The following is a 23,273-nucleotide window of genomic DNA, read 5'->3' on the forward strand; positions in this document are numbered from 1 at the left end:
CGATGACGACGCCCGAGCAGCCGGCGACGTCGGTCGCCGTGCCCGTCTTCGTCCTGTCGGACGCCACGGGCATCAGCGCCGAGACGATGGCCAAGGCCCTCCTCCTGCAGTTCCCCGACGTGCCCTTCGCGCTCGAGTTGATCCCGTTCATCACGAGCGTCGACGAGGCCCACGAGATCGTCGCGCGCATCGACGCCGCCCGCGACGGCCCCGCCGAGCCCCTCGTGTTCATGACGGTCGTGAGCGAGGACGTGCGCGCCGTCCTGCGCACCGCGCACGCCCCGATCGTCGACTTCGTCGGCGACCACCTGCCCGTCATCGAGGCCGCCCTGGGTCGGTACGGCGACCGCCAGCCCGCGCGCCTGCACTCGGTCGGGGACGTCCGGCGCTACCACCGCCGGATGGCGGCGGTCGAGTTCGCGATCGAGCACGACGACGGCCAGAGCCTGCGGGCCCTCGACAAGGCCGACATCGTCCTGCTGGGCCCCTCCCGCTGCGGCAAGACGCCCACCACGATGTTCCTCGCCCTCCAGCACGGCATGTTCGTGGCCAACTACCCGCTCATCGACGAGGACCTCGAGACCGACGAGCTGCCCGGCCCCGTCCGGCCGCTGCGCGATCGCTGCTTCGGCCTGCTCTCGAGCCCGCAGCGCCTCCACGACGTGCGCGAGGAGCGCCGTCCGGGCTCCCGGTACGCCTCGACGCCCCAGGTGCGCTGGGAACTGAGCCGCGCCCGCAGCCTGTACCGCGACCACGCGATCGATTTCGTCGACACCTCCACCCGGTCGGTCGAGGAGATCGCCACGATCCTCCTCCAAGGATTCCCCCGTCCCGGGGGACGAAAGGACGCCTCATGATCCGGAACGTCGCACGCTTCTCCGAGCTCGGCATGGGCGATGTCGAGACGGTCGGCGGCAAGAACGCGTCCCTCGGCGAGATGGTGTCCCACCTCGCGTCCCTCGGCGTGGCCGTGCCCGACGGCTTCGCGACCACGGCCGAGGCCTACCGCCGCTTCCTCGGGGAGACGGGCCTGGCCGACGACATCAACACGGCCCTGGCCGGCCTCGACATCGAGGACACCGTGCACCTGGCCGAGGTGGGCGGGCACATCCGCGAGCGCGTGCGCCGCCAGCCCTTCCCGCCGGATCTCGAGGCCGACATCCGCGGCGCCTACGCCGAGCTCGCCGCCGGCAGCGGCGACCAGGTCTCCTTCGCCGTGCGCTCCTCGGCGACCGCCGAGGACCTGCCCGACGCGTCCTTCGCGGGCCAGCAGGAGACGTACCTGAACGTGCGCGGCATCGATGCCGTGCTGCAGGCGGTCCGGGAAGTCTTCGCCTCGCTCTACAACGACCGTGCGATCGCCTACCGGGTCCACCACGCCTTCGACCATGCAGCGGTCGCGCTGTCCGCGGGCGTGCAGCGCATGGTGCGCACCGACCTCGGCTCGAGCGGCGTCATGTTCACCGTCGACACCGAGACGGGCTTCGAGGGGGCCGTGTTCATCACCTCGGCGTACGGCCTCGGGGAGGCCGTCGTGCAGGGCGCCGTCAACCCCGACGAGTTCTACGTGCGCAAGGAGTCGCTGCGCCAGGGCCGCCCGGCGATCCTGCGCAGGACGGTCGGGGAGAAGGCCACCAAGATGATCTACACCGACGACGCGACCGTCGGGCGCACCATCGACTCCGTGCCCGTCGCCCCGGCCGACCAGCGCCGGTTGTCGCTCGACGACGAGCAGGTGACCGAGCTGGCCCGCCACGCCCTCGTGATCGAGGAGCACTACGGGCGGCCGATGGACATCGAATGGGGCCTCGACGGCGTCGACGGACGGCTCTACATCCTCCAGGCGCGCCCGGAGACGGTGCAGTCGCGCCACACGGCCGGCGGGGTCCAGAAGTACGCGCTCCACGAGCGCGGGCCCGTGCTCATCGAGGGCCGCGCCATCGGCCAGCGCATCGGCGCGGGCCCCGTGCGGGTGCTCGCGTCGATCGACCGGATGCACGACTTCGTGCCCGGGGAGGTGCTGGTCGCCGACATGACGGACCCGGACTGGGAGCCGATCATGAAGCGGGCGAGCGCGATCGTCACCGATCGCGGCGGACGCACGTGCCATGCCGCGATCATCGCGCGCGAGCTCGGCATCCCCGCCGTCGTCGGCACCGGGCGCGCGACCACGGACCTCGTCGACGGCACCGCCGTGACCGTCTCGGCCGCCGAGGGCGACACCGGCTACGTGTACGAGGGGCTGCTCGACTACGACGTGACCTCGACCGACGTCGAGGAGATGCCGGCCCTCGACGTCAAGATCATGATGAACGCGGGGGCGCCGGAGCAGGCGTTCGCGATGTCCCGGATCCCGTGCGACGGCGTGGGCCTGGCCCGGCTCGAGTTCATCATCAACCGCCAGATCGGCATCCACCCCGCCGCGCTGCTCGCCCTCGGCACCCTCGAGGACGCCGCGCTGCGCGAGCGGATCGAGCACATGACGGCGGCCTACCCCTCGCCGCGCGAGTACTTCGTGTCCCGTGTCGCGGAGGGCGTCTCGACCATCGCGGCGGCGTTCTGGCCGCGCCCCGTCATCGTGCGCCTGAGCGACTTCAAGTCCAACGAGTACGCGAACCTCGTGGGCGGCGAGCTGTTCGAGCCCGACGAGGAGAACCCGATGATCGGCTACCGCGGCGCCTCGCGGTACGTCTCGGCCGAGTTCGCGGAGTGCTTCGCGATGGAGTGCGCGGCGATGAAGCGGGTGCGCGATGACATGGGGCTCACGAACGTGCGGCTCATGGTGCCGTTCGTCCGCACCCCCGACGAGGGCCGCCGCGTGGTCGAGCTGATGGCCTCCCACGGGCTGCGGCGCGGGGAGAACGGACTGCAGGTGATCATGATGTGCGAGATCCCCTCGAACGCCGCGACCCCCGAGGCGTTCCTCGACCACTTCGACGGCTTCTCGATCGGATCGAACGACATGACCCAGCTGACCCTGGGCCTCGACCGGGATTCCGCGCTCGTGGCCGACCAGTTCGACGAGCGTGATCCCGCGGTGCTGTTCCTGCTCGAGCGCGCGATCCGGGCGTGCCGTGCCCAGGGCAAGTACATCGGGATCTGCGGCCAGGGCCCCTCGGATCACCCGGACCTCGCCGAATGGCTCATGGACCAGGGCATCGAGTCGATGTCGCTCAACTCCGACACGATCGTCGAGACCTGGCTGCGCCTCGCGCGGCACGCGGGGCGAGGCGGCGGCTCCTCGAGGGGTGGCGCTAGCGTGGGCGGCGAACATCGGCCGGTGCGTCGCACCGGGCACACCGCAGAAGGAGAGCCATGAACGCCGAGGACCACACCACGAGCCGCCAGATCCACCTCGTCTCCCGCCCTGAGGGATGGCCGACCGAGGACACGTTCCGGCTCGAGGAGGTGGAACTGCCCGAGCTGGGTGAGGGCGAGGTCCGCGTGGCCAACGAGTTCGTGTCGGTCGATCCCTACATGCGCGGCCGCATGGTCGAGCAGGAGAGCTATGTCGAGCCCTACCGCCTCGGAGAGGCGATGGACGGCGGCGCCGTCGGCCGGGTGACCGCCTCGCGCGACGCCTCGCTGCCCGAGGGCACGCTCGTCCAGCACATGCAGGGCTGGAGGGACGTCGCCCAGGGACCGGCCGCGACGTTCACGGCCGTGCCCGAGATCGAGGACGCGCCCTCATCCGTGCACCTGCACCTCCTGGGGATGACGGGACTGACCGCATATGCCGGGCTCGTCGAGGTCGGGCGGCTGCGAGAGGGCGAGTCGGTCTTCGTCTCGGGGGCGGCGGGCTCCGTCGGGACGGCTGCCGGTCAGTTCGCGCGGCTGCTCGGCGCTTCCCGGGTCGTCGGCTCCGCCGGGTCCGACGAGAAGGTCGCCGTGCTCACCGAGAAGTACGGCTACGACGCCGCGGTCAACTACAAGGACGCCCCCATCCGCGAGCAGCTGCCGGACGTGATGCCCGACGGCATCGACGTCTACTACGACAACGTCGGCGGTGATCATCTCGAGGCGGCCATCGACGTCATGAACCGCGGCGGGCGCGGCGTGCTGTGCGGGGCCATCTCCTCCTACAACGAGCGGGCCGCGAGGCCCGGGCCGGACAACCTCGGCCGCCTGATCACCTTCTCGCTCTCGCTGCGCGGCTTCACCGTGCGCGAGTTCGCCGAGCGATACCGCGACGAGTTCGCCGATCGCGCTGGCACCTGGCTGCGAGAGGGACGGCTCGTCTACGACGAGACCGTGGTCGACGGTGTGGAGAACGCCCCGCAGGCCTTCATCGACATGATGAAGGGCGCGAACATCGGCAAGATGCTCGTGCGCATCTGACGCCGACGTCCCCTGCGGGGACCCGTCCGCTCCGCGTCAGCCGCGCGCGGTCGGGAACATCTGCGCCCGCGCATCGGCCGAGGACACGACCTGCTTGCCGAAGGGGAAGCAGGTGACGGGGATCAGCTTGAGGTTCGCCCACGCGAGCGGGATGCCGATGATCGTGACGGCCTGGGCGACGGCGGTCAGCACGTGCCCGAGCGCGAGCCACCAGCCGGCGATCACGAACCAGATCACGTTGCCCAGCGAGCTGCCCACGCCGCCGCGCCGGGTGTCGACGACCTCGCGGCCGAAGGGCCACAGCACGAAGCCGGCGATCCGGAACGAGGCGACGCCGAAGGGGATGGTCACCACGAGGATGCACGCGAGCACGCCCGCGATGACGTAGCCGAGGAACAGCGACCATCCCGCGGTGACGAGCCAGATGAGGTTCAGGATGAGGGAGATCACGGTACGCATGGTTCGAGCCTAGGGCCCCGTCGCGGCCTCCGGGAGGGACCCGGTGCTCTCCACGAGGTCGATCTGGGGGCCGAACAGGCCCAGCACGTGAAGCGCGGCCTGCCCGTTCTCCGGTGTCGAGGCGGCGCACGCATCGGTCACGACGGTCACCCGCACGCCGGCATCGGCGGCCGCGAGCGCCGTCGCGATCACGCAGCAGTCCGTCGAGACCCCGGCGAGCACCAGGTGGGGGCGCTCGCCGACCCGCGCCGCGAGCTGCGGGCCCCACTTGCCGAACGTCGGCTCGTCGACGGTCGGGTGGGCCGACAGCACGGCGGCGCCCTCGACGAGCGCGTACAGCGGGTCGTCGGCGGGCACGTCGGCGAAGGGCCATGCCCGGAAGTAGTCACCCCAGGCCGTCGACCGGTCGCCGGTCGGGAGCCAGCGCGTCACGAGCGTGCGCTCGGGCCCGAAGCGGGCGGCGAGGCGCACGATGCGCTCCATCGCCGCGGGGAAGGCGGGAGACGCCCACGCCGAGGCGGGGTCGGCGAAGATGCGCTGGGGGTCGATCACCACGAGCCAGGGACTCGCGGCGGCTGCGTCACGCGCCACGGCGCATCAGCCCTGCCTCCTGGCGCTGGATGCGTCCGCGCCGCACCACCAGCGTGACCAGGAACGACAGCACGAGAGCGACGATCACGCCGAGGTTCGCAGACGCCCACGTGCCCTCCTTGCCGCCGATCAGCCCGAGCAGGTAGCCCTGCCAGTTGTTCCACGGCGCGTCCTCGGCGAAGGAGTTGATGACCAGGCCCCAGCCGATCAGCGACGCGACCACCATCGTGCCCACGGAGATCCCGTCGACCGCCCCGTAGCGGCCGCGCGCGTCGAACAGCGCCGCCTCGTCGTAGTCGGTGCGCCGGGTCAGGACGTCGGCGATCAGGATGCCGGCCCACGACGCCATCGGCACGCCGAGTGTGATGAGGAAGCTCTGGAAGGGGCCGATGAAGCTCTGGGCGAAGAACGCCACCCAGATGGTGCCGACCGTGAGGATCACGCCGTCGACCGCGGCCGCCGCAGGGCGCGGGATGCGGATCCCCAGGCTCAGCAGCGTCAGGCCCGAGGAGTAGATGCCGAGCACGGCGCCCGAGACGAGGGTCAGGATCGCGACGATCCAGAACGGGATGAGGGCCCAGAGCGGCAGGATCGTGGTGAGGGCCCCGATGGGGTCACCGCCGATCGCGTCGGCGAGGGACTGGTCGGAACCGGCGAGCAGGAGCCCGAAGACGACGAGCACGACGGGGGCGGCCGAGCCGCCGATCGTGTTCCAGGCGACGATCGAGGAGTCGGACGCGGAGCGGCGCTGGTAGCGCGACCAGTCCGCGGCGATGTTGATCCAGCCCAGGCCGAATCCCGTCATGACCATGACGAGGGCGCCGATCATCTGCTGGAGGGAACCGTCGGGCAGCGAGGCGACGGTGCTCCACCGGATGTGCGGCACGGTCAGGATCATGAACAGGATCGTCATGGCCCCGGTGGCCCACGTGAGGATCGACTGCAGCCGCATGATCGTGTGGTAGCCGAGCACGGCCGCCGAGACGATGAGCGCGGCGATGAGGATCGCCGCGATCACGGTCACGACGCCGCCGCTGCCCCAGCCGAGCGCGCGGAACACGGTGGCCGTCGCGAGCACGGCCGTGATCGATAGCGACGTCTCCCAACCGATCGAGGTCAGCCACGAGATGATGCCCGGCAGCTTCTGGCCCTGCACGCCGAAGGCGGCGCGCGAGAGCACCATGGTGGGCGCGCTGCCGCGCTTGCCGGCGATCGCGACGAGCCCGCACAGGGCGAAGCTGATGATGATGCCGATGATCGCGACGACCGTGGCCTGCCACAGCGAGATGCCGAAGCCCAGCAGGTAGCTGCCGTACGTCATCCCGAAGACGGAGACGTTGGCCGCGAACCACGGCCAGAACAGGTCGTGCGGGGCGGCGGTCCGCTCCGACTCGGCGATGATCTCGATGCCGGTGGTCTCGACGAGGGCGCCGGGACGGTCGGAGTGCTCGCTGCTCGAGGGGACAGGGTCGGCGGGCCTTGGGGACGGGAGGGACGACACGGGCGCCTCCGTGGGGATGCGGGGAGCGGGACGGGATGCAGGGCACATCCTTGCAGAGTCCCAGCGGGTCAGCTCTCCGTCTCGTCGTCCACGAGGACCGGGACGAGATCCTCGAGGATCGCGCGGAGGGTGGTCGCCGAGACGTCCGTGATCTGCCGGGAGCGCTCGGCGTCGTCGCCCTCGATCGTGCCGTTGTCGAGCACCCGCAGGCGGTCCTCGGTGCCGAAGAAGGTGGCCTGGCGGCCGGCGCCCTCCGTGATGGAGGTGAGCACGGCCAGGGAGCGGGTGCCCTCGACCCGGTAGTCCTCGATCGGGCCCTCGGGTGTCACGGTCTCGATCGCGCCGTCCTCGTGGGCGGACTCGAAGGGATCGACGAAGACCGCGAGACGCTCGGGCAGGGCGTCGAGGGTGGGAAGGCTCAGGTGGTGGAAGCCGTCGATCGTCACGTATTCCTCGAGCACGCCGCCGCCGGGGAAGAGGTAGAGCCCGAGCACGGTGGTGCCGCCCGCGAGCGTGCGGGACACGGTCATCATCGCCTCGGGGATGCGGCGCAGGGTAATCGCGCCGGCCAGACGGCGGTCGAGCTGCACGGCGCGCTCGCGGGGGTCGCCGTCGCCGACCACGACCTCGCCCTCGTCCTCGCGCCCCTCGGGGGAGACCGTGACCAGACGGCGTGCCGCGAGCGAGCGGACGGCGGCGGCCGACGACGACTCGGCGTCGATTCGGTCCTGTGCCAGGTAGGGGCCGCCGAGCAGCTCGAGGGCGGCGGGACCGGCGAGTCCCAGCAGCTCCTCGTCGGTGAGCACGAGCAGCTCGTCGGGGTCCGGCGAGGCGGCCGCCAGCAGCTCGAGGGCACCGAGCATGTCCCGCTCGGTGACCTGGATGTCACCGGCGTGGTCGGTCGATGTCGACGTGGTCATGCAGGCCCTCCTTCAAGGGGACGGCGGAGAGAGGGGAGCGGCGGAGGCGGCGGACCCGCTGGTCTCACCCGAACACACTGTGCCAGGCGTTGGACAGCCCGTCGCCGATCGCCTCGCCGGCGTCGGAGGCGAAGTCGCCGACCGCGTCCGCCGCGTTCCCGACGGCCGAGGTCGTCGCGTCCCACACCTGGCCCGCGGTCTCGGAGATCGAGTCCCAGTTGTCGTAGACCATCTTGCCGACGTCCGCGAGGGCCGCCCCGGCGGTGATCACGGCCCCCGCGGCGGCGAGCGGACCGCCCACGATCGCGCCGACGCCCGTCGTGGACATGAGGCCGCCCGCGAGCATGAGGGAGCCGCCGAGGGTCTGGGCTCCGCCGGTGATCGCGTGGAAGGTGTCGCCCTTCCCGATCGAGTCGATCATCTGGTAGCCGCCGAACGCGATGTCGATGCCCGGGAGCGCCTTGCCGAGCCACGGCGCCGCCTTGGTGAGAAAGGGGACCTTCTCGGCGATCTTGCCGACGCCCGAGTCGATCCAGCCGAAGAAGTTCTTGGGGCCGAAGCCGGTGGGCAGGCCGAGCTTGCCGAGCAGGCGCGAGGCGAGACCGGAGTACTCCTTGCCGGTGCTGAGCACCTTGCTCGTGATCTCCTGCCCGTACCTCCAGGTGCCCGCCGCGAACTCGAAGACGTCCCCGGCGCCGCCGAGGAAGCGGCCCCAGGTCCGGACGTCGCTGATGAGGTCCCACGCCTTCTTGGACTTCGAGAACAGGCCCTGGAGCTTGTTGTAGGCCTCGATCCCGCCCGGGATGATGTCCCACACGCCGCCGGGCGTCGATCCGTCGCCGGGCGATCCCTCGCCGGGAGCGCCCTGGCCGCCGCCCTGGGAGGCGGTGTCCTGCTCCTCGGCCTCGTGGTCGAGGGTGGTCCCGTCGCCGCCGAGCTTCGCGACGACGTCGGCGACGGCGGGGGCGGTCCGCGAGGTCCACGTGCTGCGGAACGTGTCGGCGTCCGGTCCCACCCAGATGGACTCGTCGAGCACGGCGGGTTCGAGCCGCTCGCGCAGCTGGGCCAGCGACGACGCCCTGTCGCGCAGCAGCGACGCGTGGGCCCTGAGCGCCTCGGGGTCGGCACCCCAGAATCCTCCGGCCACGGTCTCTCCCCTCGTCGGTCCTCGGACGCCGCTCAGCCTAGGCCGTGCGCGGCGCTCGTCCCCATGGGGAGAACTCCCCATGGGATCGGCCGGTACGGTGCGGTCCATGGCCTGGACCCGATCTCAGCAGACCTTCCTCGCGGCGACCTCGCGCATCACGAAGCGGTACGACACGAGGACGGTCGACCTGCCCGAGAGGCTGCTCGCGCCCGACGAGGTGGTCCACGAGGTGCTCGTGGGGGACACGCGGTCGGACGCGAACCCGTTCCTGCTGGTCACCGACCGCCGGGTGCTCGTCGCGCGGCTGCGCATGCTGCGCGGATGGCGCGTGGTCGCCCAGGCCGCCGCCCCCGACATCACGGGCGCCGAGTACACGCCGACGGCCCTCTCGGGCCGGCTCCGGGTGGGGACGCGCGGGGGAGCCGACCTCGAGCTCGTGAGCGACGACCGCGCCCAGGCCGAGCGCGTCGTCGGCCTCGTGCGTCACCTGGTGGCCGGGGCCGCGCAGCCCGAGCCGGTCCTGATCGGGGACGCCGCCGCGAGCGGCGGAGGCGTCGAGACCGTGCTCGAGGCGGGCGAGCGGCCGATCGCCTCGACGCTCGGCGCCGGCGCATCCGGGGCCCGGCGGGCGGCGCTGCTCGTGAGCGACCGGCGGGTGCTGCTCGCCTCGACGGGACTGCTCGGCTGGAGGATCGACCGGGAGATCCCGCGGGACGCCGTGGCAGTCGCCGAGCTGACCGGGCCAGGCCCGGACGGCACGGCCACGGTCGTCGTGCACGGCGCGGACGGGCACCGGCTCGAGGCCGCGGGGGTGGCGGAGGCGGCGGGGCGCGCCGTCGTGGACGCGCTCACACCACCCTGGCCATGAGCTGCGTCGTGAAGTCCGGGAACACGCGTGGCCGCACGTGCGCGAAGCCGTGGCGCTCATAGAACGGGCACAGGCGCTCGACGCAGTCCAGTCGCAGCGCGGCGGCGCCGCTGCGCCGCGCGATCGACTCCGCGTGGGCGAGCAGCACGGCCGGCAGCCCGATCCCGCCGGCCGTGAGCGCGACCATCAGGGTGTGGAGGTAGAGGGCGGGCGTCGGATCTGCGCCCCAGAACTCCTCGTCGGTCTCCATGACCCGGACGGCGGCCTCGATCCCCTCGTTGCCGCGGACGCACCACCATTGCCGCTCCGCGAGCTGTTCCTCGACCTCGGCGAGCGGCAGGGAGTCGAGGGGCCACTGCACGATGCCCCTGTGCTCGAGCCAGTTCTCGCGCTCGCGGCGCAGCGCCCAGAGCGCGGGAGCATCAGCCGGTCGGCAGCGCTCGACGCGGCGGTTCGCGGTGGCTGTCATCTGTTCCTCCCTGACGCGCTGTCCGACGCGACCCTCGCCGGCAGGCACGAGCGGTTGAGTCTAGTCGGCGGCTGTTCTCGGTGATCGACGCCGAGGCGGCGGGCGATGTCCCCGACGTGGGAAGGGCTGAGCGCGGGGTGCTGCGGTCATCGAGTTCTGCAGAGCGGTCGCCATCTGACGCGATGGCGACCATGGCGCAGAACTCGATGCGCGATGACGACCATGGCGCAGACCTCGATGGCCGCGGGACGCGTTCTCGGCAGGGGACCGTGGGCGCCGCGCCGGGAGAGGCGGGCTCGGACTGCATCGCGAGATGATCCGTCCCGAATGTCGGGACAGTCGTAGTGTGCTGGCATGTCCGACGCCACCGTTCACCCGCACGCCTACACCCACGGATACGCACCCGCCGTGCTCGGCGGGCACCGCCGTCGCAGCGCCGCGAACTCGGCGTCCTACCTCCTCGCGCACCTGCGCCCCGGTCAGCGCCTGCTCGACGTGGGCTCGGGGGCCGGCACCATCACGGCCGACCTCGCCCGCGCCGTCGCCCCGGGCTCCGTGACCGCCGTCGAGGTGTCCGAAGAGGCGGCAGCCCTCACCCGGGCCGAGCTCGAGCGCCAGGGGATCGCGGCCGAGGTGATCGTGGCCGACGCCCACGCCCTGCCCTTCCCGGACCACGCCTTCAACGTGGTCCACGCCCACCAGGTGCTCCAGCACGTCGCCGATCCCGTCGCGATGCTCGTCGAGCTGCGACGCGTGACCGTGCCCGGCGGCATCGTCGCCGTCCGCGACGCCGACTACCCGGGCTTCCGCTGGTACCCCGACGAGCCCCGGATGGACCGCTGGCTCGAGCTCTACCTCCAGGCCGCCGAGGCCAACGGCGGCCACCCCGACGCGGGCCGCCGGCTCCTGGCCTGGGCGCACGCGGCCGGCCTCGAGGACGTCGAGCCCGGCGCGAGCACGTGGTGCTACGCGACTCCCGAGGACCGCGCCTGGTGGGCCGACTCATGGGCCGGCCGGATCAGCGCGACCGCGCTCGCCGCCCAGCTCGTGCGCGAGGGCCGCGCCGAGCAGGCCGAGCTCGACGCGATCGCCGGGGCCTGGCGCGCCTGGGCGACGGACCCCGACGGCTGGTTCCTCGTGCCCCACGGCGAGATCATCGCGCGGGCCTGACCCCCTTCGCCTCGTCGGGGGTGCTCCCCGCGGGCGTCAGGAGGTCTTGGTGCCCACGAGGTGACCGCTCGCGACCACGTGCCCCTCCACGAGCGGCAGCAGCGCCGAGAGCGCGCTGCCCTCGGGCGGCGTCACGGGGGTGTCGAGCGCGTAGAGGTGGAACGCATAGTGATGGGTGCCGTGGCCCGGCAGCGGGCGGGGCGGCGCGAACCCCGTGCGGCCGCGGTAGTCCTTGCAGAACGCGAAGCGCGAGGACCCCGCGACGAGGGCGCCCTCGACGATCTCGCCGCTGTCGCCGTCGGGCTCGAACATCGCGACGCTGTGCAGGCCGGTGTGGGAGGTCGACGGGAAGTCGAGATCCTCGACGATCAGCAGCAGGCGGCGCGCAGAGTCGGGCACGCCGGTCCAGGCGAGCTCGGGGGACACTCCTCGGCCCATGCCGACGCCGCAGTGGCGATCGGGGATCTCCTGGCCGTCGGCGAACGACGTGGAGGTCACGGTCAGGCCGGCCGGCCCCTCGAGCTGGCGGAAGTTGGCGACGGAGCCCGCGGCCCCGACGCGACGATCGTTCAGGGCGCGTCCCAGGGGACTCACGGCGGACTCGACCGCGCGGCGGACATCGGAGCTGCTGGGAAGCTTCATGCCCGCGAGTCTTCCAGACGTGCATCGTCGAGGAGGCCCAGGCGCTCGAACGCCTCGACCAGGCCGTGCTGCTCGGGGCGGGGCACGACGAGGTCCGCGTGCTCGAGCACCGCCGCGGGGGAGCCCTCGATCCCGATCGACGTGCCGGTGATCGCGAGCATGCCGACGTCGTTCATCCCGTCGCCCGCCCCGACCGTGTCCTCGATGCCGAGGCCCAGGCGGCGGGCCACGAGCGCGACCCCGTCGGCCTTGTCGACATCGGCGAGCTGCAGCTCGCCCGAGCGCGTCGCGTCGCCCGAGACCGAGTTGGGCAGCGGCCGCACCCCGGCGCCGATGCGCGCCGCGAGCTCCTCGACGCCGACGGGCGAGTCCCACACCGAGACCTTCGCGAACGAGCAGGCGCGCAGGTCGTCGGGCACGGTGAGAGCCGCATAGATGTCGTGGGGGCCGCTCGCGTCCCGCCGTTCGTCCGTCGCGCGGAGCAGCCGTTCGATCTGCTCGCGCAGCCGCTCGATGCCGCTCGCGGGCGTGTACATCGCGTCGGGCGCCTCGAGGCAGTAGGCGACGCCGTTCGCCTCGAGCACGTCGACGGTGCGACGCGCGAGCTCCGGCGGGTAGCGGTGGTCGCACAGCACCTGGCCGTCGATGTCCACCCGGGCCCCGGCCGACGAGACGATGCCGTCGAAGGCCTCGGTCACGGCGGGAGCGAGGATCGACAGCGGACGCCCCGTGCACAGGAGCACGTCGTGGCCGTTCGCGCGGGCGCGACGCACGGCCTCCGCATGGGCGTCGGGCACGACGCCGTGCATGGCGTAGGTCCCGTCGAAGTCGAGGAAGACGACGCGACGGCGGGCGGGGTTCGGGGCAGTCATGCCCTCAGGATCGCAGGTCGTCGGCCCGGGCCACCACCGCACGCGCCGTCGAGACGGCCTGGTCGGTGTACATGCCGCCGAACAGGTGGACGTGGGCGAGCAGGGCGAAGAAGAGATGGGCCGGCAGATCCCGGCGCCACGACGCCGGCATCGGGTGCTGCTCCTCGTAGCCGGCGGCGATCTCGTCGAGGTGGGGCGCGCCGAACAGCGACAGCAGCGCGAGATCCTCGAGCCGGTGCCCGCCGTGGGCGGCGGGGTCGATGAGGGTCCCGCCGGACTCGGTCCACATCAGGTTCCCGGACCACAGGTCGCCGTGCACGCGGGAGGGCTGCTCCGTCCCCTGGCCGGCCACGCCGTCGAAGGCTCCCGACGCGATCGCGTCGACGGCCTCGTCGACGGCGGCGCGGCCCGCGGGCCCGAGGGTCGGCGCCGCGCGCCGGGCGATCGGCCGCAGACGGTCCTCGGCCCAGAACTCGGCGAACGTCGCGCGCGAGGCGGTCGGCACCTCGAAGGGCGCCTCGAGAGGACCGAACCAGGCGGTCGGGGACGGCGCCCAGCCGAAACCCGGGGCGCCCGCGTCGTGCAGGCGGGCGAGGCGCGCGCCGACAGTCCGTGCCGCGAGCGCCGTGGGGGAGACGCCCGTCAGGTGCTCGAGCCGCACGAAGTCGTCGCCCACCTCGAGCACCTCGACCACGGGCACGGCCCGCGGTGCGGCGAGCCAGCGGAGACCGTCCGCCTCCGCGGCGAAGAAGCCCCGCGGGGCGTCGGCACGCTGCTTGAGGTGATCGCGCATGCCCCCACCGTAGGGCTCGTGACGCCCCCGCTCACACGGCGGGCGTCGCGAACCCTCCGTTGGAGTAGAGCAGCTGGCCGCGGATCCAGGAGCCGCGCTCGGAGACGAGGAAGCGCACGAGGTCCGCGACGGTGCTCGGCCCGCCGAGCTCACCGCCCGGGGTCTGCGCGGCGCCCGAGGCGCGGACGTCGTCGTCCATCCACCCGGTGTCGATGGGACCGGGGTTGATGACGTTGGTGCGGATGCCGCGGTCGGCGAGCTCGCGGGTCCCGGCGAGGATGAGGCGGTCGAGCGCCCCCTTGGTCGCGCCGTAGGGCAGGTTGTGCACGGTGTGGTCGCTCGTGAGGGCGATGACCTCCCCGCCCGGAGAATCGGCCCCGACGGGCACCTGCTCGGCGAAGGACTTCTCGAGCAGCCAGCTCGCCCGCACGTTGACCGCGTAGTGGCGGTCGAAGCTCTCGACGGTCGTGTCGAGGATCGAGGAGTCCACACTCTCGCAGTGGCACAGCACGAGCGCCCCGAGCGGGCCGAGGGCCTCCCGCGCCGCGTCGACGAGCCGCGGCGGGACCTCGGGGTCGGCGAGGTCGCCCGGGAGCAGGACGACGCGGCGTCCGAGAGCACGCAGCTCCTCGGCGAGAGTCTCGACGTCCGAGGGCTCGGCGTTGACGCGACGGTCGTAGTCGTCGGAGAAGGACAGGGCGAGGTCGAAGCCGTCCTCGGCGAGGCCGCGGGCGATCGCGGCGCCGATGCCGCGCCGACGCCCGACGCCCGTGACGAGAGCGGCAAGGGGAAGAGTTCTGTGCATGCGCTCGACGCTACGGGCCGCCCCTCGGCGCGGGCAACGCAATTCCGGTGCGCCGCCCGCGGGCGTCACGCCGGGAAGCGGGCGCGGAGCCAGGCGAGCGCGTTCGGGGCCTCATCCAGGACGGTGATGTGCCCGGCGCCCGGCACGATGCGCGCCTCCGCGCTCGGGCAGTGGGCGGCGAGCCATCGACCGTGGGCCGCGGCGACCATCCTGTCGTCGTGACCGTGCAGGAGAAGGACCGGGACGCGCGTCTCCTCGGGCCTGAACCCCCACGGCCGGGTGGCGGCGAGCAGGTCCTCGATCATGCCTTCGGTGCCCTGCGCGACGGCCGCTCCGGCGACGCCGGCCAGCCAGGACCAGGTGTCGTCGAGCGCCGCGATGTCCGCGTCGGTGAAGAAGGCGTCCATCTCCTCGGGCTCGCTCCGGGCCCAGTGCGCCTCGAGGGCGGCTCGGCCCTGCGCCGCTGCGCGATTCTCCGCCGTGATGCCGGGTGACGAGCCGGCGGACCAGTCCAGCCCGTCGGCGTCCATGGGCGCGGGGGCGGACGCGCTCACGGCCGCCGTGACGCGCTCGGGCAGCAGCGTCGCGCAGGCCAGGGCGTGGGGACCGCCGCCCGAATGCCCGAACACGGCGAAGCGGTCGATGCCGAGCGCGTCGGCGATCGCCGCCACGTCGCCGGCCGCGGAGGCGACGGCCCGTCCCTCGTGCGGGCTCGAACCGCCGTACCCGGGCCGGTCGTAGGAGATCCAGCGGAGACCGCTCGCGCGGGCCGCCGCCACGAGCGGCTCGGGCGGCGAGCCGATGTTGGGCGTGCCGTGCAGCCAGACCACCGCCTCCGCCGGCCCCGGCGGCGCGTCCGTCGCGTAGGCGTGCAGCGTGCGCCCGTCGGGGTGGACGATGTCCGTCTCGGTGATCATGCGAGATCCTCTCCCGCGGGGCGCGGCGGCATCACGAGGCAGCCCCCGGGAGCCAGGTGCCGTGCGGCGTTGCGGAAGCACGCGACCTGGTCCTCCTGGGTGAGCAGGTTGGCGATCGTGTTGAACACGAGGTAGGCCAGGGTGAAGCCGCTGCCGGCGCGCGCCGTGGTCATGTCGCCCTCGACGACGGGAATCGTGCGCTCATCGGCCTTCTCGCGCAGCCGCGCGATCATCGCCCGGGAGAGCTCGATGCCCGTGACGTCGACGCCGCGCTCGCGCAGCGGGAGGGCGACCCGGCCGGTGCCGATCGCGAGCTCGAGGGCGCGCCCGCCCTCGGCGAGCGCGGCGAGCGTCGCGACCGTCGGGTCCAGGACCTCGGGCGAGAACGCGCCCTCGCCGGGGGTGTCGTAGGCCTGCGCGGTCGCCTCGTCCCACAGGCGCTGCTGATCGATGTCCATGGCGTCATCCGCGCGCGATCGACGGCCCGCGCCCACGTCTTTTCACGCGACGATGGTCCCTGGACGAGGCCGTGTCCCCGACGCGCACGACAGCGCCGCTCGCATTGCCCCCGCTCAGCGGGACCTCCTGCTCGCGAGGGGTCGGGGCGTGGGCGTCGGGGCGCGAGGAGGGCATGCGCCCGACGCTACGTCACAGGCTCGCGAGCGTCTCGCGCACGCTCGCGCGCAGCGCACGCCGTGTCGGCACGAGAAGGGCGGCCAGGACGACCGCGAGCGTGATCCCGGCGGCGATCGAGAGCTCGGCCCACGGCAGCACGAGGCGCACGCGTGCCCCCTGGACGGCGCTCGTCTACCTCGCGGCGGAGACCCTCGGCGGTCTGCTGGCCGCGGCCAGCTGGACGACGATCGTGCTGATCCCCGCGTGGCTGCTCCTCTGGCCGCGCCTGGAGCCGTGGCTGCTCCCGCTCGCGGGGCACCCCCGGCCCCGGATCGAGCGGGGACGCTGGGAGCTGCGCTGGCGCGACGTCGTGCTCGCGCTCCTGACCCCGGTGCTCGCGACGGCGATGTTCATCGCCGGGGTGTGCGCCGCGGTCGTGCTCGTCGTGCTCTTCTGGCTCCCCGTCGTGGTCGCCGGCGGAGGCAGCGTGACCGGCATCGACGCGGACCAGGAGCTGCCCGCGCTTCCACGGCCGTGCTCGCGCCGCTCCTGGGCCTCGTGCTGCTGGCGCTGCTGCTGTGGGGTGCCGTGGCGCTCGCCTGGGCCTGGGGCCGCGTGAGCCTGCTCCTGTTCGTGGACGTCGAGGCACGGCTCGCGGCGCAGGTCGACGCCCTCAGCCTCGAGACGGTCCGCCGGGAGGACGCGATCGCGCTCGAGCGCCGGGTGCTGCAGCGGAACCTGCACGACGGCGCCCAGATGCACCTGAGCGCGGCCGCGATGCGGCTGGGCATGCTCGAGCTCGACGCCGAGACGCTGCCCGCAGGCCCGGGGCGCACGCGCGTCCTCGAGGGCCTCGAGGCGGTGCGGGAGCAGCTGGACCTGGGAGCGCAGTCCGTCCGGGACGCGGCGGCCGGACTCGTGCCCCTCGCCCTGCGCGACGGCGGGCTGTGCCCCACCCTGCGGGAGGCGGCCGCGGCGCTCCCGCTGGCATGCGAGGTCTCGTGCGACGTGCCGCGGCTGCGGGAGTCGGTCGAGCAGAGCCTCTTCCTGGTGGCGAGCGAGGCGCTGACCAACGTGGTCCGCCACGCCGAGGCGAGCCGGGTGCGGATCCGCTGCGCCCTCGACGACGGCGGCCGCGCCCTCGCGCTCGAGATCGCCGACGACGGCTGCGGGGGCGCCGAGCCCACGGGGACCGGGCTGGTCGGCATCGCGGCACGCGTGCGGGGACTCGGCGGCACGCTCGCGGTGAGCAGCCCCGAGGGCGGCCCGACCGCGCTGCGGGTGCGCATGCCGCTCGAGGGCGTGCGGGCCGGCGAGGGGGAGGCATGAGGATCCTGCTCGCCGAGGACGCGGCCCTGGTGCGCGAGGGCCTGCTCGCCCTGCTCGACCGCGCCGGCCACGACGTGGTCGCCGCGGTGCCGACCGCGACGGAGCTCGCCTCCACGGCGACCGCCCTGATCGCCGCGGGTGCCGTGGATCTGGTGCTGACCGACGTGCGCATGCCGCCCGGTCACGGCGACGACGGCCTGCGCGTCGCGCTCGAGGTGCGCCGCACCCATCCCGAGGTGCCGATCGTCGTGCTCTCCCAGTACGTCGAGCACCGGTACGCGACGACGCTGCTCGGCCTCGCCCCGCGCGACCGGGATCCGGGAGCGGACGTCGCGACGGCCCCCGTCGCCGGGGTCGGCTACCTGCTCAAGGACCGGGTGGCCCGCGTGCACGACTTCGTGCGCGCGCTCGAGACCGTGCGGTCGGGCGGGGTCGTCGTCGACCCGGCCGTGGTCTCGTCGCTCATGCGGGGACGGGACGACGGCCTCGCGGTGCTCACGGCACGCGAGCGCGAGGTGCTCGCCCTCGTCTCCGAGGGCGAGACCAACGCGCAGATCGCGGACCGCCTCCATCTGTCACGGGGCGGCGTCGCCAAGCACGTGAGCGCGGTGTTCGACAAGCTCGGGATCTCCGAGCACGACGGCAACCGCCGCGTGCTGGCCGTGCTCGCCTACCTGCGCCACGCGGAGCGCCGGGGCTGAGAGGCCCCGGCGCGCGTCCGCTCAGGCGCCTCGCCCGCTCAGGCGCGGGTCGGCTGCGGCACGCGGTCCGCGTCGCCGGGGGCCTGGGCCGCGTCGGACGCCTCGGCGACCGTCGCCGCCGGCTCGGCCTCCGCGTCGATCCCGCGGAACGCCGTGGTCGCGGCGGCGTCGTACTGCGCGCGGTCCAGGATCTTCTCGCGCTGGGCGACGATCACGCCCACGAGCGACTGCCCGGTGACGTTGAGCGCGGTGCGGCCCATGTCGATGATCGGGTCGATCGCGAGCAGCAGGCCGACGCCCTCGAGCGGGAGGCCCAGGGTGGACAGGGTCAGCGTGAGCATCACGGTCGCACCGGTCATGCCGGCGGTCGCGGCCGAGCCGAGCACCGAGACCACGACGATCAGCACGTACTGCATGATCGACAGGTCGATGCCGTAGAAGTTGGCGACGAAGATCGAGGCGAGCGCCGGGTAGATCGCGGCGCAGCCGTCCATCTTGGTGGTCGCGCCGAGCGGGATCGCGAACGAGGCGTAGTGCCGCGGCACGCCCATCCGCTCCGTCACGGTCTGGGTCATCGGCATGGTGCCGAGCGAGCTGCGGGACACGAAGCCGAGCGACGTCGCGGGCCACACGCCGCGCGCGAAGGACCTGATGCCCAGGCCGTTCAGGCGCAGCAGGACGGGGTAGACGACGAAGGCCACGAGTGCGAGGCCGATGTAGATGTCGGCGACGAACCAGCCGAGCTGGCCGATCGCGCTCCAGCCGTAGGTCGCGACGGCGAAGCCGAGCAGGCCGACGGTGCCGATCGGGGCGAGGCGGATGACCCACCACAGCAGCTTCTGGACGACCGCGAGCAGCGAGTTGACGACGTTCAGGAACGGGTCGGCCTTGGCGCCGACCGAGAGCACGGCGATGCCGACGGCGATCGAGATGACGAGGATCTGGAGGGTGTTGAAGCCCATCACGACCGAGCCGTCGTCGGTGCCGTGCGCGTTGATGCCGAGGAAGTTCGCGGGGACCAGGCCGACCAGGAAGTCGAGCCACGAGCCCTGGGTGTCCGAGACGCCGGCGGACGAGGCGTCGACGCTCGAGCGGGAGCCCGGGCTGGTCAGGACGCCCAGGCCGATGCCGATCCCGGTCGCGATGATCGCGGTGATCGCGAACCACAGCAGGGTCTGCCAGGCGAGGCGGGCGGCGTTGGCCACCTGGCGCAGGTTCGCGATCGAGGACACGATCGCGAGGAACACGAGCGGCGGCACGAGCGCCTTGAGCAGCGTCACGAACGCGCTGCCGATCGTGTCGAGGGTGACGGTCAGCCAGCCGCTCTCGCCCATGGGCGCGGCGACGAGGCCCAGCACGATGCCGAGCACGAGGCCGATGAGGACCTGGATGCCGAACGGGATGCGGGCGATCGCGCGCAGGGGGTTGCGGCGGGCGGTCGAGGGAGTGGGGGACGGGGAGGTCGTGGGGGTCTGGCTCACGCGAGCGATCCTACAAAGCCGTCGCAGGCACCTTCACAAGAATGTCTTGGGTCTCACAGCGGAGGCTCAGTGTTCCCCGATCGGCAGGACGCGGGCGAGCTCCGCGATCCACGGCGCCAGCTCCCACCCCTGCTCGGCCACCCAGGCGTCGTCGAAGTAGGTCGCGGCGTAGCGGTCGCCGGAGTCGCACAGAAGGGTCACGACGGAGCCCGGCTCGCCGCTCGCCCGCATCTCGGCCACGAGGCGGGCCACGGCCACGAGGTTGGTGCCGGTCGACGCCCCGACCCGTCGGCCGAGCCGCTCCGAGAGGAAGCGGGACGCGGCGACCGAGGCGGCGTCCGGCACCCGGATCATGCGGTCCACGACGGTCGGCACGAAGCTCGGCTCGACCCGCGGCCGCCCGATGCCCTCGATCCGGGAGCCGACGCTCGAGGTCACGGACGGGTCGCCGCTCGCCCAGCCCTCGAAGAACGCCGAGTTGTCCACGTCGGCCACGCACAGACCCGTCGGCAGGCGCCGATAGCGCAGGTAGCGCCCGAGCGTCGCGCTCGAGCCCCCCGTGCCGGCGCCGACCACCATCCAGCGCGGCACCGGATGGGGCTCCTCGACCATCTGCTCGATGATCGAGCGCGCGATGTTGTTGTGGCCGCGCCAGTCGGTCGCACGCTCGGCGTAGGTGAACTGGTCCATGAACAGGCCGCCGCAGTCGGCGGCCAGGCGGCGCGCCTCGGGGTCCATGCGGTCGGCCGAGTCCACGACGTGGCAGCGGCCTCCTTCCCGCTCGATGAGCGCGATCTTGGCGGCGCTCGTGGATCGCGGCAGCACGGCCACGAACGGCACGTCGAGCATGCGCGCGAAGTGCGCCTCCGAGACCGCGGTCGAGCCCGAGGACGCCTCGATCACCGTCATGTCCGGGCGCAGCCGCCCGTTGACCAGGGCGTACATGAACAGCGAGCGCGCGAGACGGTGCTTGAGCGAGCCCGTGACGTGGGTCGACTCGTCCTTGAGGTACAGCTCGATGCCCCATCGGGCGGGCAGCTCGAGACGCAGCAGATGGGTGTCGGCGCTGCGGCGCGCATCGGCGTCCAGGCGCCGCACGCGCTCGGCCACCCAGGCGCGGACCGCATCGTCCGAGCGGTCGACGTCGATGAGGTCGTCCAGCAGGCCGCTCATCGCGCCATCACCCCGCGCACGGCCTCGTCCACGAGCCGGGCCCCGGTCCGGGCGGTCCGCGCGTCGACGTCGAGCGGCGGGCACAGCTCGACGACGTCGACGAGCGCGAGCGCACCCGTGGCCGCGGCGGCCCGGACGGCGGTGGCCACGAGCGGCGCCGCGACGCCGAGGCCGGCTGGCGCCGAGACGCCCGGCGCGACGGCCGCCGGGAGCACGTCGAGGTCGATCGTGAGGTACAGGACGTCGAGGTCGGCGGCGAAGTTCGCGACGAAGGAGGCGATCGCGGGGGCCCCGCCTTCGGCGCACTCGACATCGGTCATCCAGGTGACGCCGAGCTCGCGCGCGGTCGTGAACAGGGCCGGCGTGTTGGAGGGCTCGGCGATCCCGAGCACCCCGTAGCGCAGGGCGCGCCCGGCCTGCGCCTCGGCCTCGGCCATCTGGGCGAACGGCGTGCCCGAGGTCGCGCGGTCCTCGCGTCGCAGGTCGAAGTGGGCGTCGAGGTTCAGCACGCCCCAGCGCGTGTCCTCCCCGCAGCGTCGCGAGGCCCGCAGCCCCCGGTACGAGGCCCACGCCGTCTCGTGGCCGCCGCCGAGCACGACGACCAGGCGGGCCCCCTCGGCGTCGAGCGCGCGGGTGATCAGCACGGCCGCCTGGTCCTGGCCCGCCTCGAGGTCCTCGCCGCAGGTGACGGCGTCGCCGTGGTCGCGGATCGCGGCCTCGCCCCGGGCGAGGGCGCCGTGCAGGGCGAGCGGGGCGAGCGCGCGCCGCAGCGCCTCGGGCCCGTCGGCGGCGCCGATGCGCCCCTGGTTGCGCCGCACCCCCTCGTCGGATTCGAACCCGAGCACGCCGACATGCGGCAGACCGGGGCCGGCGGGAGCCTGCTCAGCCGGGCGCACGACCTCGTGCCAGCGGGCGTGCTCGGGCCCGTCGCCGTCATGGCGGCCCGTCCAGGCGCGGCGGGGATCGGCGGGGGCAAGGGGCACGGGCTCTCCTCGTGGTCGGGTCTGACCTGGCATCCTGTCGCCATCATGGCATCCGATCCCCGCGCCCCGCGCGCCAAGGCCCCCGCCGCGGACGCGACCCTGCGCGTGCTCGCCCACCTCGCGGCGCAGCGGGGGCCGGTGCCGGCGGCGCGCATCGCGCGGGACCTCGAGCTGCCGCGCTCGACCACGTACGACCTGCTCGCGGTGCTCGTGGCCCGCGGCTTCGCGCTGCACCTGCCCGAGGAGCGGCAGTACGCGCTCGGGCCCGCCGCCCACGAGGTCTCCGCGGGCTACCTGCGCCACGCGCCGCTCGCGCGGGTGGGGCGCCGCGCCGTCGAGCGCATGGTCGATGCGGTGGGGGAGTCCGGGCACCTGGCCGTGCTGCACGGGAGGGACGTCCTGTACCTCGTCGAGGAGCGCGCGCGGCGCCGACCCTCGCTCGTCTCCGACATCGACGTGCGCATCCCCGCGCACCTGACCGCGACCGGGCGGGCCATGCTCGCCGTGCTCCCCGCGGCTCAGGTGCGCGCCCTGTACCCGGCCGCCGGATCGTTCGTGAGCCGCACCGACGCGCCCACGCCCCGCACCCCCGGCGAGCTGCGGAGGGCGCTCGCCGCCGTGCGCCGGGAGGGGATCGCATGGGAGATCGGCGAGGTCACCCCGGGCTTCCGCTCGGTCGCGGCCGCGATCCGCGACCCGGCGGGCTGGCCGAGCGCCGCCGTCGCCCTGACCTGGGAGGACGGCACGCTCGGCCCCGAGCAGGAGGCCGAGGCCGAGGCGGCGGTGCGCCGGGAGGCGCGCGCCGTGGCCGCCGCGCTCGGCGGGACGTCGTGAGAAGAGGTAGCCATATGGTCAGCCGAGCCTCTCTCGGGGGTCGGCCGACCATATGACGACCTTTTTCGGCAGCTGCGACGATGACCCCATGCCCACGACCCCTCCCGGCGTCCTCCTGCGCGTGGTCTCCCCGCGCGACGCGCCCGCCCTGTCGCGCCTGCAGATCCGCAATCGCGAGCACCTGCTGAGCGGCGCGCCCCTGCGCACCGAGCAGTGGATGAGCGTGCAGGGGCAGCGTGAGGTGATCGCCCAGGGCCTCGCCGAGCTGCGCGCGGACCGGCAGGTGCCGCTCGTGATCGAGGCCGACGGGGAGCTCGTCGGCCGCCTCACCCTTAGCGGCGTCACCCGCGGCGCGCTGCAGTCGGCGGCGCTCGGCTACTGGGTCAGCGAGCATGCGACGGGCCGGGGGATCGCGACCGCCGCGGTGCGCCGCATCGTCGACATCGCCTTCGGCCCCCTGCGCCTGCATCGCCTCCAGGCCGAGGTGCTCGTGGGCAACGACGCCTCCGTGCGCGTGCTCGAGAAGAACGGCTTCGTCCAGTTCGGGCTCGCCCCGCAGTACCTCGAGGTCGGGGGGAGCTGGGGCGACTTCCGCATGTTCCAGCTCATCAACGGCGCGTGGGGAGCCGAGGGCGCCTGACCCGTCCGGTATCCCGGACACGACT

Annotated in this window: 24 protein-coding genes and 1 pseudogene; 10 read left to right on the plus strand and 15 right to left on the minus strand. The window is 73.4% G+C overall.

Going from position 1 to position 23,273, the window contains the following annotated elements:
• The first annotated feature begins 2 nt into the window (after positions 1-2).
• From BRM3_RS04545 to BRM3_RS04555, 3 genes are read left to right on the plus strand one after another with little or no spacing between them, the layout of a single operon-like run.
• Positions 3-857 (plus strand): pyruvate, water dikinase regulatory protein, encoded by an 855-nt coding sequence (locus BRM3_RS04545; RefSeq protein ID WP_263594904.1) that lies wholly within the window; start codon positions 3-5, stop codon positions 855-857.
• Positions 854-3,319: a phosphoenolpyruvate synthase gene (gene ppsA / locus BRM3_RS04550; RefSeq protein WP_263594905.1), complete on the plus strand. Its 2,466-nt coding sequence runs from the start codon at positions 854-856 to the stop codon at positions 3,317-3,319. Before BRM3_RS04545 ends, ppsA begins: the two co-directional genes overlap by 4 nt.
• Entirely contained in the window at positions 3,316-4,338 is a 1,023-nt protein-coding gene (locus BRM3_RS04555; protein WP_263594906.1) for an NADP-dependent oxidoreductase, read from the plus strand. Before ppsA ends, BRM3_RS04555 begins: the two co-directional genes overlap by 4 nt.
• Before the next feature lie 36 nt (positions 4,339-4,374).
• Here the strand turns inward: BRM3_RS04555 and BRM3_RS04560 are convergent, their stop codons facing one another.
• The 5 genes from BRM3_RS04560 to BRM3_RS04580 form a co-directional block, all read right to left on the minus strand.
• Entirely contained in the window at positions 4,375-4,797 is a 423-nt protein-coding gene (locus BRM3_RS04560; protein ID WP_263594907.1) for a YccF domain-containing protein, read from the minus strand.
• Positions 4,798-4,806: 9 nt separating this feature from the next.
• Positions 4,807-5,388 (minus strand): cysteine hydrolase family protein, encoded by a 582-nt coding sequence (locus BRM3_RS04565; protein ID WP_263594908.1) that lies wholly within the window; start codon positions 5,386-5,388, stop codon positions 4,807-4,809.
• Complete coding sequence (locus tag BRM3_RS04570) at positions 5,378-6,796, minus strand: purine-cytosine permease family protein (protein WP_263595396.1); 1,419 nt, start codon at positions 6,794-6,796, stop codon at positions 5,378-5,380. Before BRM3_RS04570 ends, BRM3_RS04565 begins: the two co-directional genes overlap by 11 nt.
• Positions 6,797-6,957: 161 nt before the next feature.
• On the minus strand, positions 6,958-7,809 hold the full coding sequence (locus BRM3_RS04575) for a hypothetical protein (protein WP_263594909.1): 852 nt from the start codon (positions 7,807-7,809) through the stop codon (positions 6,958-6,960).
• A 64-nt stretch (positions 7,810-7,873) separates the two neighbouring features.
• On the minus strand, positions 7,874-8,956 hold the full coding sequence (locus BRM3_RS04580) for a WXG100 family type VII secretion target (RefSeq protein WP_263594910.1): 1,083 nt from the start codon (positions 8,954-8,956) through the stop codon (positions 7,874-7,876).
• A 106-nt stretch (positions 8,957-9,062) separates the two neighbouring features.
• On the opposite strand from BRM3_RS04580, the gene BRM3_RS04585 reads away from it, so the two are divergent.
• Positions 9,063-9,824 (plus strand): PH domain-containing protein, encoded by a 762-nt coding sequence (locus tag BRM3_RS04585; RefSeq protein ID WP_263594911.1) that lies wholly within the window; start codon positions 9,063-9,065, stop codon positions 9,822-9,824.
• On the opposite strand, the gene BRM3_RS04590 is transcribed toward BRM3_RS04585, so the two are convergent.
• Complete coding sequence (locus BRM3_RS04590) at positions 9,805-10,293, minus strand: GNAT family N-acetyltransferase (protein ID WP_263594912.1); 489 nt, start codon at positions 10,291-10,293, stop codon at positions 9,805-9,807. The two genes, BRM3_RS04585 and BRM3_RS04590, sit on opposite strands and share 20 nt — an antisense overlap.
• A gap of 354 nt (positions 10,294-10,647) precedes the next feature.
• Between BRM3_RS04590 and BRM3_RS04595 the strand changes: the two genes are divergently transcribed.
• Complete coding sequence (locus BRM3_RS04595) at positions 10,648-11,463, plus strand: methyltransferase domain-containing protein (RefSeq protein ID WP_263594913.1); 816 nt, start codon at positions 10,648-10,650, stop codon at positions 11,461-11,463.
• Positions 11,464-11,499: 36 nt separating this feature from the next.
• Here the strand turns inward: BRM3_RS04595 and BRM3_RS04600 are convergent, their stop codons facing one another.
• From BRM3_RS04600 to BRM3_RS04625, 6 genes and pseudogenes are all read right to left on the minus strand, one after another.
• Positions 11,500-12,105 carry a YbhB/YbcL family Raf kinase inhibitor-like protein gene (locus BRM3_RS04600; protein ID WP_263594914.1) on the minus strand — a complete coding sequence of 202 codons (606 nt, stop codon included), beginning with the start codon at positions 12,103-12,105 and terminating at the stop codon, positions 11,500-11,502.
• Entirely contained in the window at positions 12,102-12,977 is an 876-nt protein-coding gene (locus BRM3_RS04605; RefSeq protein WP_263594915.1) for an HAD family hydrolase, read from the minus strand. Before BRM3_RS04605 ends, BRM3_RS04600 begins: the two co-directional genes overlap by 4 nt.
• A gap of 4 nt (positions 12,978-12,981) precedes the next feature.
• Positions 12,982-13,770 carry a fructosamine kinase family protein gene (locus tag BRM3_RS04610; protein ID WP_263594916.1) on the minus strand — a complete coding sequence of 263 codons (789 nt, stop codon included), beginning with the start codon at positions 13,768-13,770 and terminating at the stop codon, positions 12,982-12,984.
• Between the two features lie 31 nt (positions 13,771-13,801).
• A complete protein-coding gene (locus BRM3_RS04615; protein WP_263594917.1) occupies positions 13,802-14,575 on the minus strand; it encodes an SDR family oxidoreductase in 774 nt (257 codons plus the stop codon).
• Positions 14,576-14,640: 65 nt separating this feature from the next.
• Positions 14,641-15,492: an alpha/beta fold hydrolase gene (locus BRM3_RS04620; RefSeq protein ID WP_263594918.1), complete on the minus strand. Its 852-nt coding sequence runs from the start codon at positions 15,490-15,492 to the stop codon at positions 14,641-14,643.
• Between the two features lie 29 nt (positions 15,493-15,521).
• Positions 15,522-15,950 (minus strand): annotated as a pseudogene (locus BRM3_RS04625) (class I SAM-dependent methyltransferase); the annotation flags it as partial.
• Between the two features lie 173 nt (positions 15,951-16,123).
• Between BRM3_RS04625 and BRM3_RS04630 the strand changes: the two are divergent.
• From BRM3_RS04630 to BRM3_RS04640, 3 genes are read left to right on the plus strand one after another with little or no spacing between them, the layout of a single operon-like run.
• The gene (locus tag BRM3_RS04630; RefSeq protein ID WP_263594919.1) at positions 16,124-16,726 is read left to right on the plus strand and encodes a hypothetical protein; all 603 of its coding nucleotides are present in this window, start codon (positions 16,124-16,126) and stop codon (positions 16,724-16,726) included.
• The gene (locus BRM3_RS04635; protein ID WP_263594920.1) at positions 16,642-17,436 is read left to right on the plus strand and encodes a sensor histidine kinase; all 795 of its coding nucleotides are present in this window, start codon (positions 16,642-16,644) and stop codon (positions 17,434-17,436) included. Before BRM3_RS04630 ends, BRM3_RS04635 begins: the two co-directional genes overlap by 85 nt.
• Positions 17,433-18,137, plus strand: coding sequence for a LuxR C-terminal-related transcriptional regulator (locus BRM3_RS04640; protein WP_263594921.1), 705 nt, complete (start codon positions 17,433-17,435; stop codon positions 18,135-18,137). The genes BRM3_RS04635 and BRM3_RS04640 overlap by 4 nt, the downstream gene beginning before the upstream one ends.
• 38 nt (positions 18,138-18,175) lie before the next feature.
• Here the strand turns inward: BRM3_RS04640 and BRM3_RS04645 are convergent, their stop codons facing one another.
• From BRM3_RS04645 to hutG, 3 genes are all read right to left on the minus strand, one after another.
• Positions 18,176-19,618: a dicarboxylate/amino acid:cation symporter gene (locus tag BRM3_RS04645; RefSeq protein ID WP_396127028.1), complete on the minus strand. Its 1,443-nt coding sequence runs from the start codon at positions 19,616-19,618 to the stop codon at positions 18,176-18,178.
• Between the two features lie 66 nt (positions 19,619-19,684).
• Positions 19,685-20,791 carry a PLP-dependent cysteine synthase family protein gene (locus BRM3_RS04650; RefSeq protein WP_263594922.1) on the minus strand — a complete coding sequence of 369 codons (1,107 nt, stop codon included), beginning with the start codon at positions 20,789-20,791 and terminating at the stop codon, positions 19,685-19,687.
• On the minus strand, positions 20,788-21,774 hold the full coding sequence (hutG, locus tag BRM3_RS04655; protein WP_263594923.1) for a formimidoylglutamase: 987 nt from the start codon (positions 21,772-21,774) through the stop codon (positions 20,788-20,790). Before hutG ends, BRM3_RS04650 begins: the two co-directional genes overlap by 4 nt.
• Positions 21,775-21,819: 45 nt before the next feature.
• Between hutG and BRM3_RS04660 the strand changes: the two genes are divergently transcribed.
• Entirely contained in the window at positions 21,820-22,608 is a 789-nt protein-coding gene (locus BRM3_RS04660) for an IclR family transcriptional regulator (RefSeq protein WP_263594924.1), read from the plus strand.
• Between the two features lie 88 nt (positions 22,609-22,696).
• Entirely contained in the window at positions 22,697-23,248 is a 552-nt protein-coding gene (locus tag BRM3_RS04665; protein WP_263594925.1) for a GNAT family N-acetyltransferase, read from the plus strand.
• The last annotated feature ends 25 nt before the right edge of the window (positions 23,249-23,273 follow it).

It is taken from the genome of Brachybacterium huguangmaarense (assembly GCF_025725725.1).
Classification (GTDB): Bacteria; Actinomycetota; Actinomycetes; order Actinomycetales; family Dermabacteraceae; genus Brachybacterium; species Brachybacterium huguangmaarense.

Excerpts from the sequence above, each read along its gene's own strand:
- BRM3_RS04545 (WP_263594904.1), top strand. The coding sequence starts at position 3 with ATGACGACGCCCGAGCAGCCGGCGACGTCGGTCGCCGTGCCCGTCTTC.
- ppsA (WP_263594905.1), top strand. The coding sequence starts at position 854 with ATGATCCGGAACGTCGCACGCTTCTCCGAGCTCGGCATGGGCGATGTC.
- BRM3_RS04555 (WP_263594906.1), top strand. The coding sequence starts at position 3,316 with ATGAACGCCGAGGACCACACCACGAGCCGCCAGATCCACCTCGTCTCC.
- BRM3_RS04560 (WP_263594907.1), bottom strand. The coding sequence starts at position 4,797 with ATGCGTACCGTGATCTCCCTCATCCTGAACCTCATCTGGCTCGTCACC.
- BRM3_RS04575 (WP_263594909.1), bottom strand. The coding sequence starts at position 7,809 with ATGACCACGTCGACATCGACCGACCACGCCGGTGACATCCAGGTCACC.
- BRM3_RS04585 (WP_263594911.1), top strand. The coding sequence starts at position 9,063 with ATGGCCTGGACCCGATCTCAGCAGACCTTCCTCGCGGCGACCTCGCGC.
- BRM3_RS04590 (WP_263594912.1), bottom strand. The coding sequence starts at position 10,293 with ATGACAGCCACCGCGAACCGCCGCGTCGAGCGCTGCCGACCGGCTGAT.
- BRM3_RS04595 (WP_263594913.1), top strand. The coding sequence starts at position 10,648 with ATGTCCGACGCCACCGTTCACCCGCACGCCTACACCCACGGATACGCA.
- BRM3_RS04600 (WP_263594914.1), bottom strand. The coding sequence starts at position 12,105 with ATGAAGCTTCCCAGCAGCTCCGATGTCCGCCGCGCGGTCGAGTCCGCC.
- BRM3_RS04605 (WP_263594915.1), bottom strand. The coding sequence starts at position 12,977 with ATGACTGCCCCGAACCCCGCCCGCCGTCGCGTCGTCTTCCTCGACTTC.
- BRM3_RS04610 (WP_263594916.1), bottom strand. The coding sequence starts at position 13,770 with ATGCGCGATCACCTCAAGCAGCGTGCCGACGCCCCGCGGGGCTTCTTC.
- BRM3_RS04615 (WP_263594917.1), bottom strand. The coding sequence starts at position 14,575 with ATGCACAGAACTCTTCCCCTTGCCGCTCTCGTCACGGGCGTCGGGCGT.
- BRM3_RS04620 (WP_263594918.1), bottom strand. The coding sequence starts at position 15,492 with ATGATCACCGAGACGGACATCGTCCACCCCGACGGGCGCACGCTGCAC.
- BRM3_RS04630 (WP_263594919.1), top strand. The coding sequence starts at position 16,124 with ATGCGCCCGACGCTACGTCACAGGCTCGCGAGCGTCTCGCGCACGCTC.
- BRM3_RS04640 (WP_263594921.1), top strand. The coding sequence starts at position 17,433 with ATGAGGATCCTGCTCGCCGAGGACGCGGCCCTGGTGCGCGAGGGCCTG.
- BRM3_RS04650 (WP_263594922.1), bottom strand. The coding sequence starts at position 20,791 with ATGAGCGGCCTGCTGGACGACCTCATCGACGTCGACCGCTCGGACGAT.
- BRM3_RS04660 (WP_263594924.1), top strand. The coding sequence starts at position 21,820 with ATGGCATCCGATCCCCGCGCCCCGCGCGCCAAGGCCCCCGCCGCGGAC.
- BRM3_RS04665 (WP_263594925.1), top strand. The coding sequence starts at position 22,697 with ATGCCCACGACCCCTCCCGGCGTCCTCCTGCGCGTGGTCTCCCCGCGC.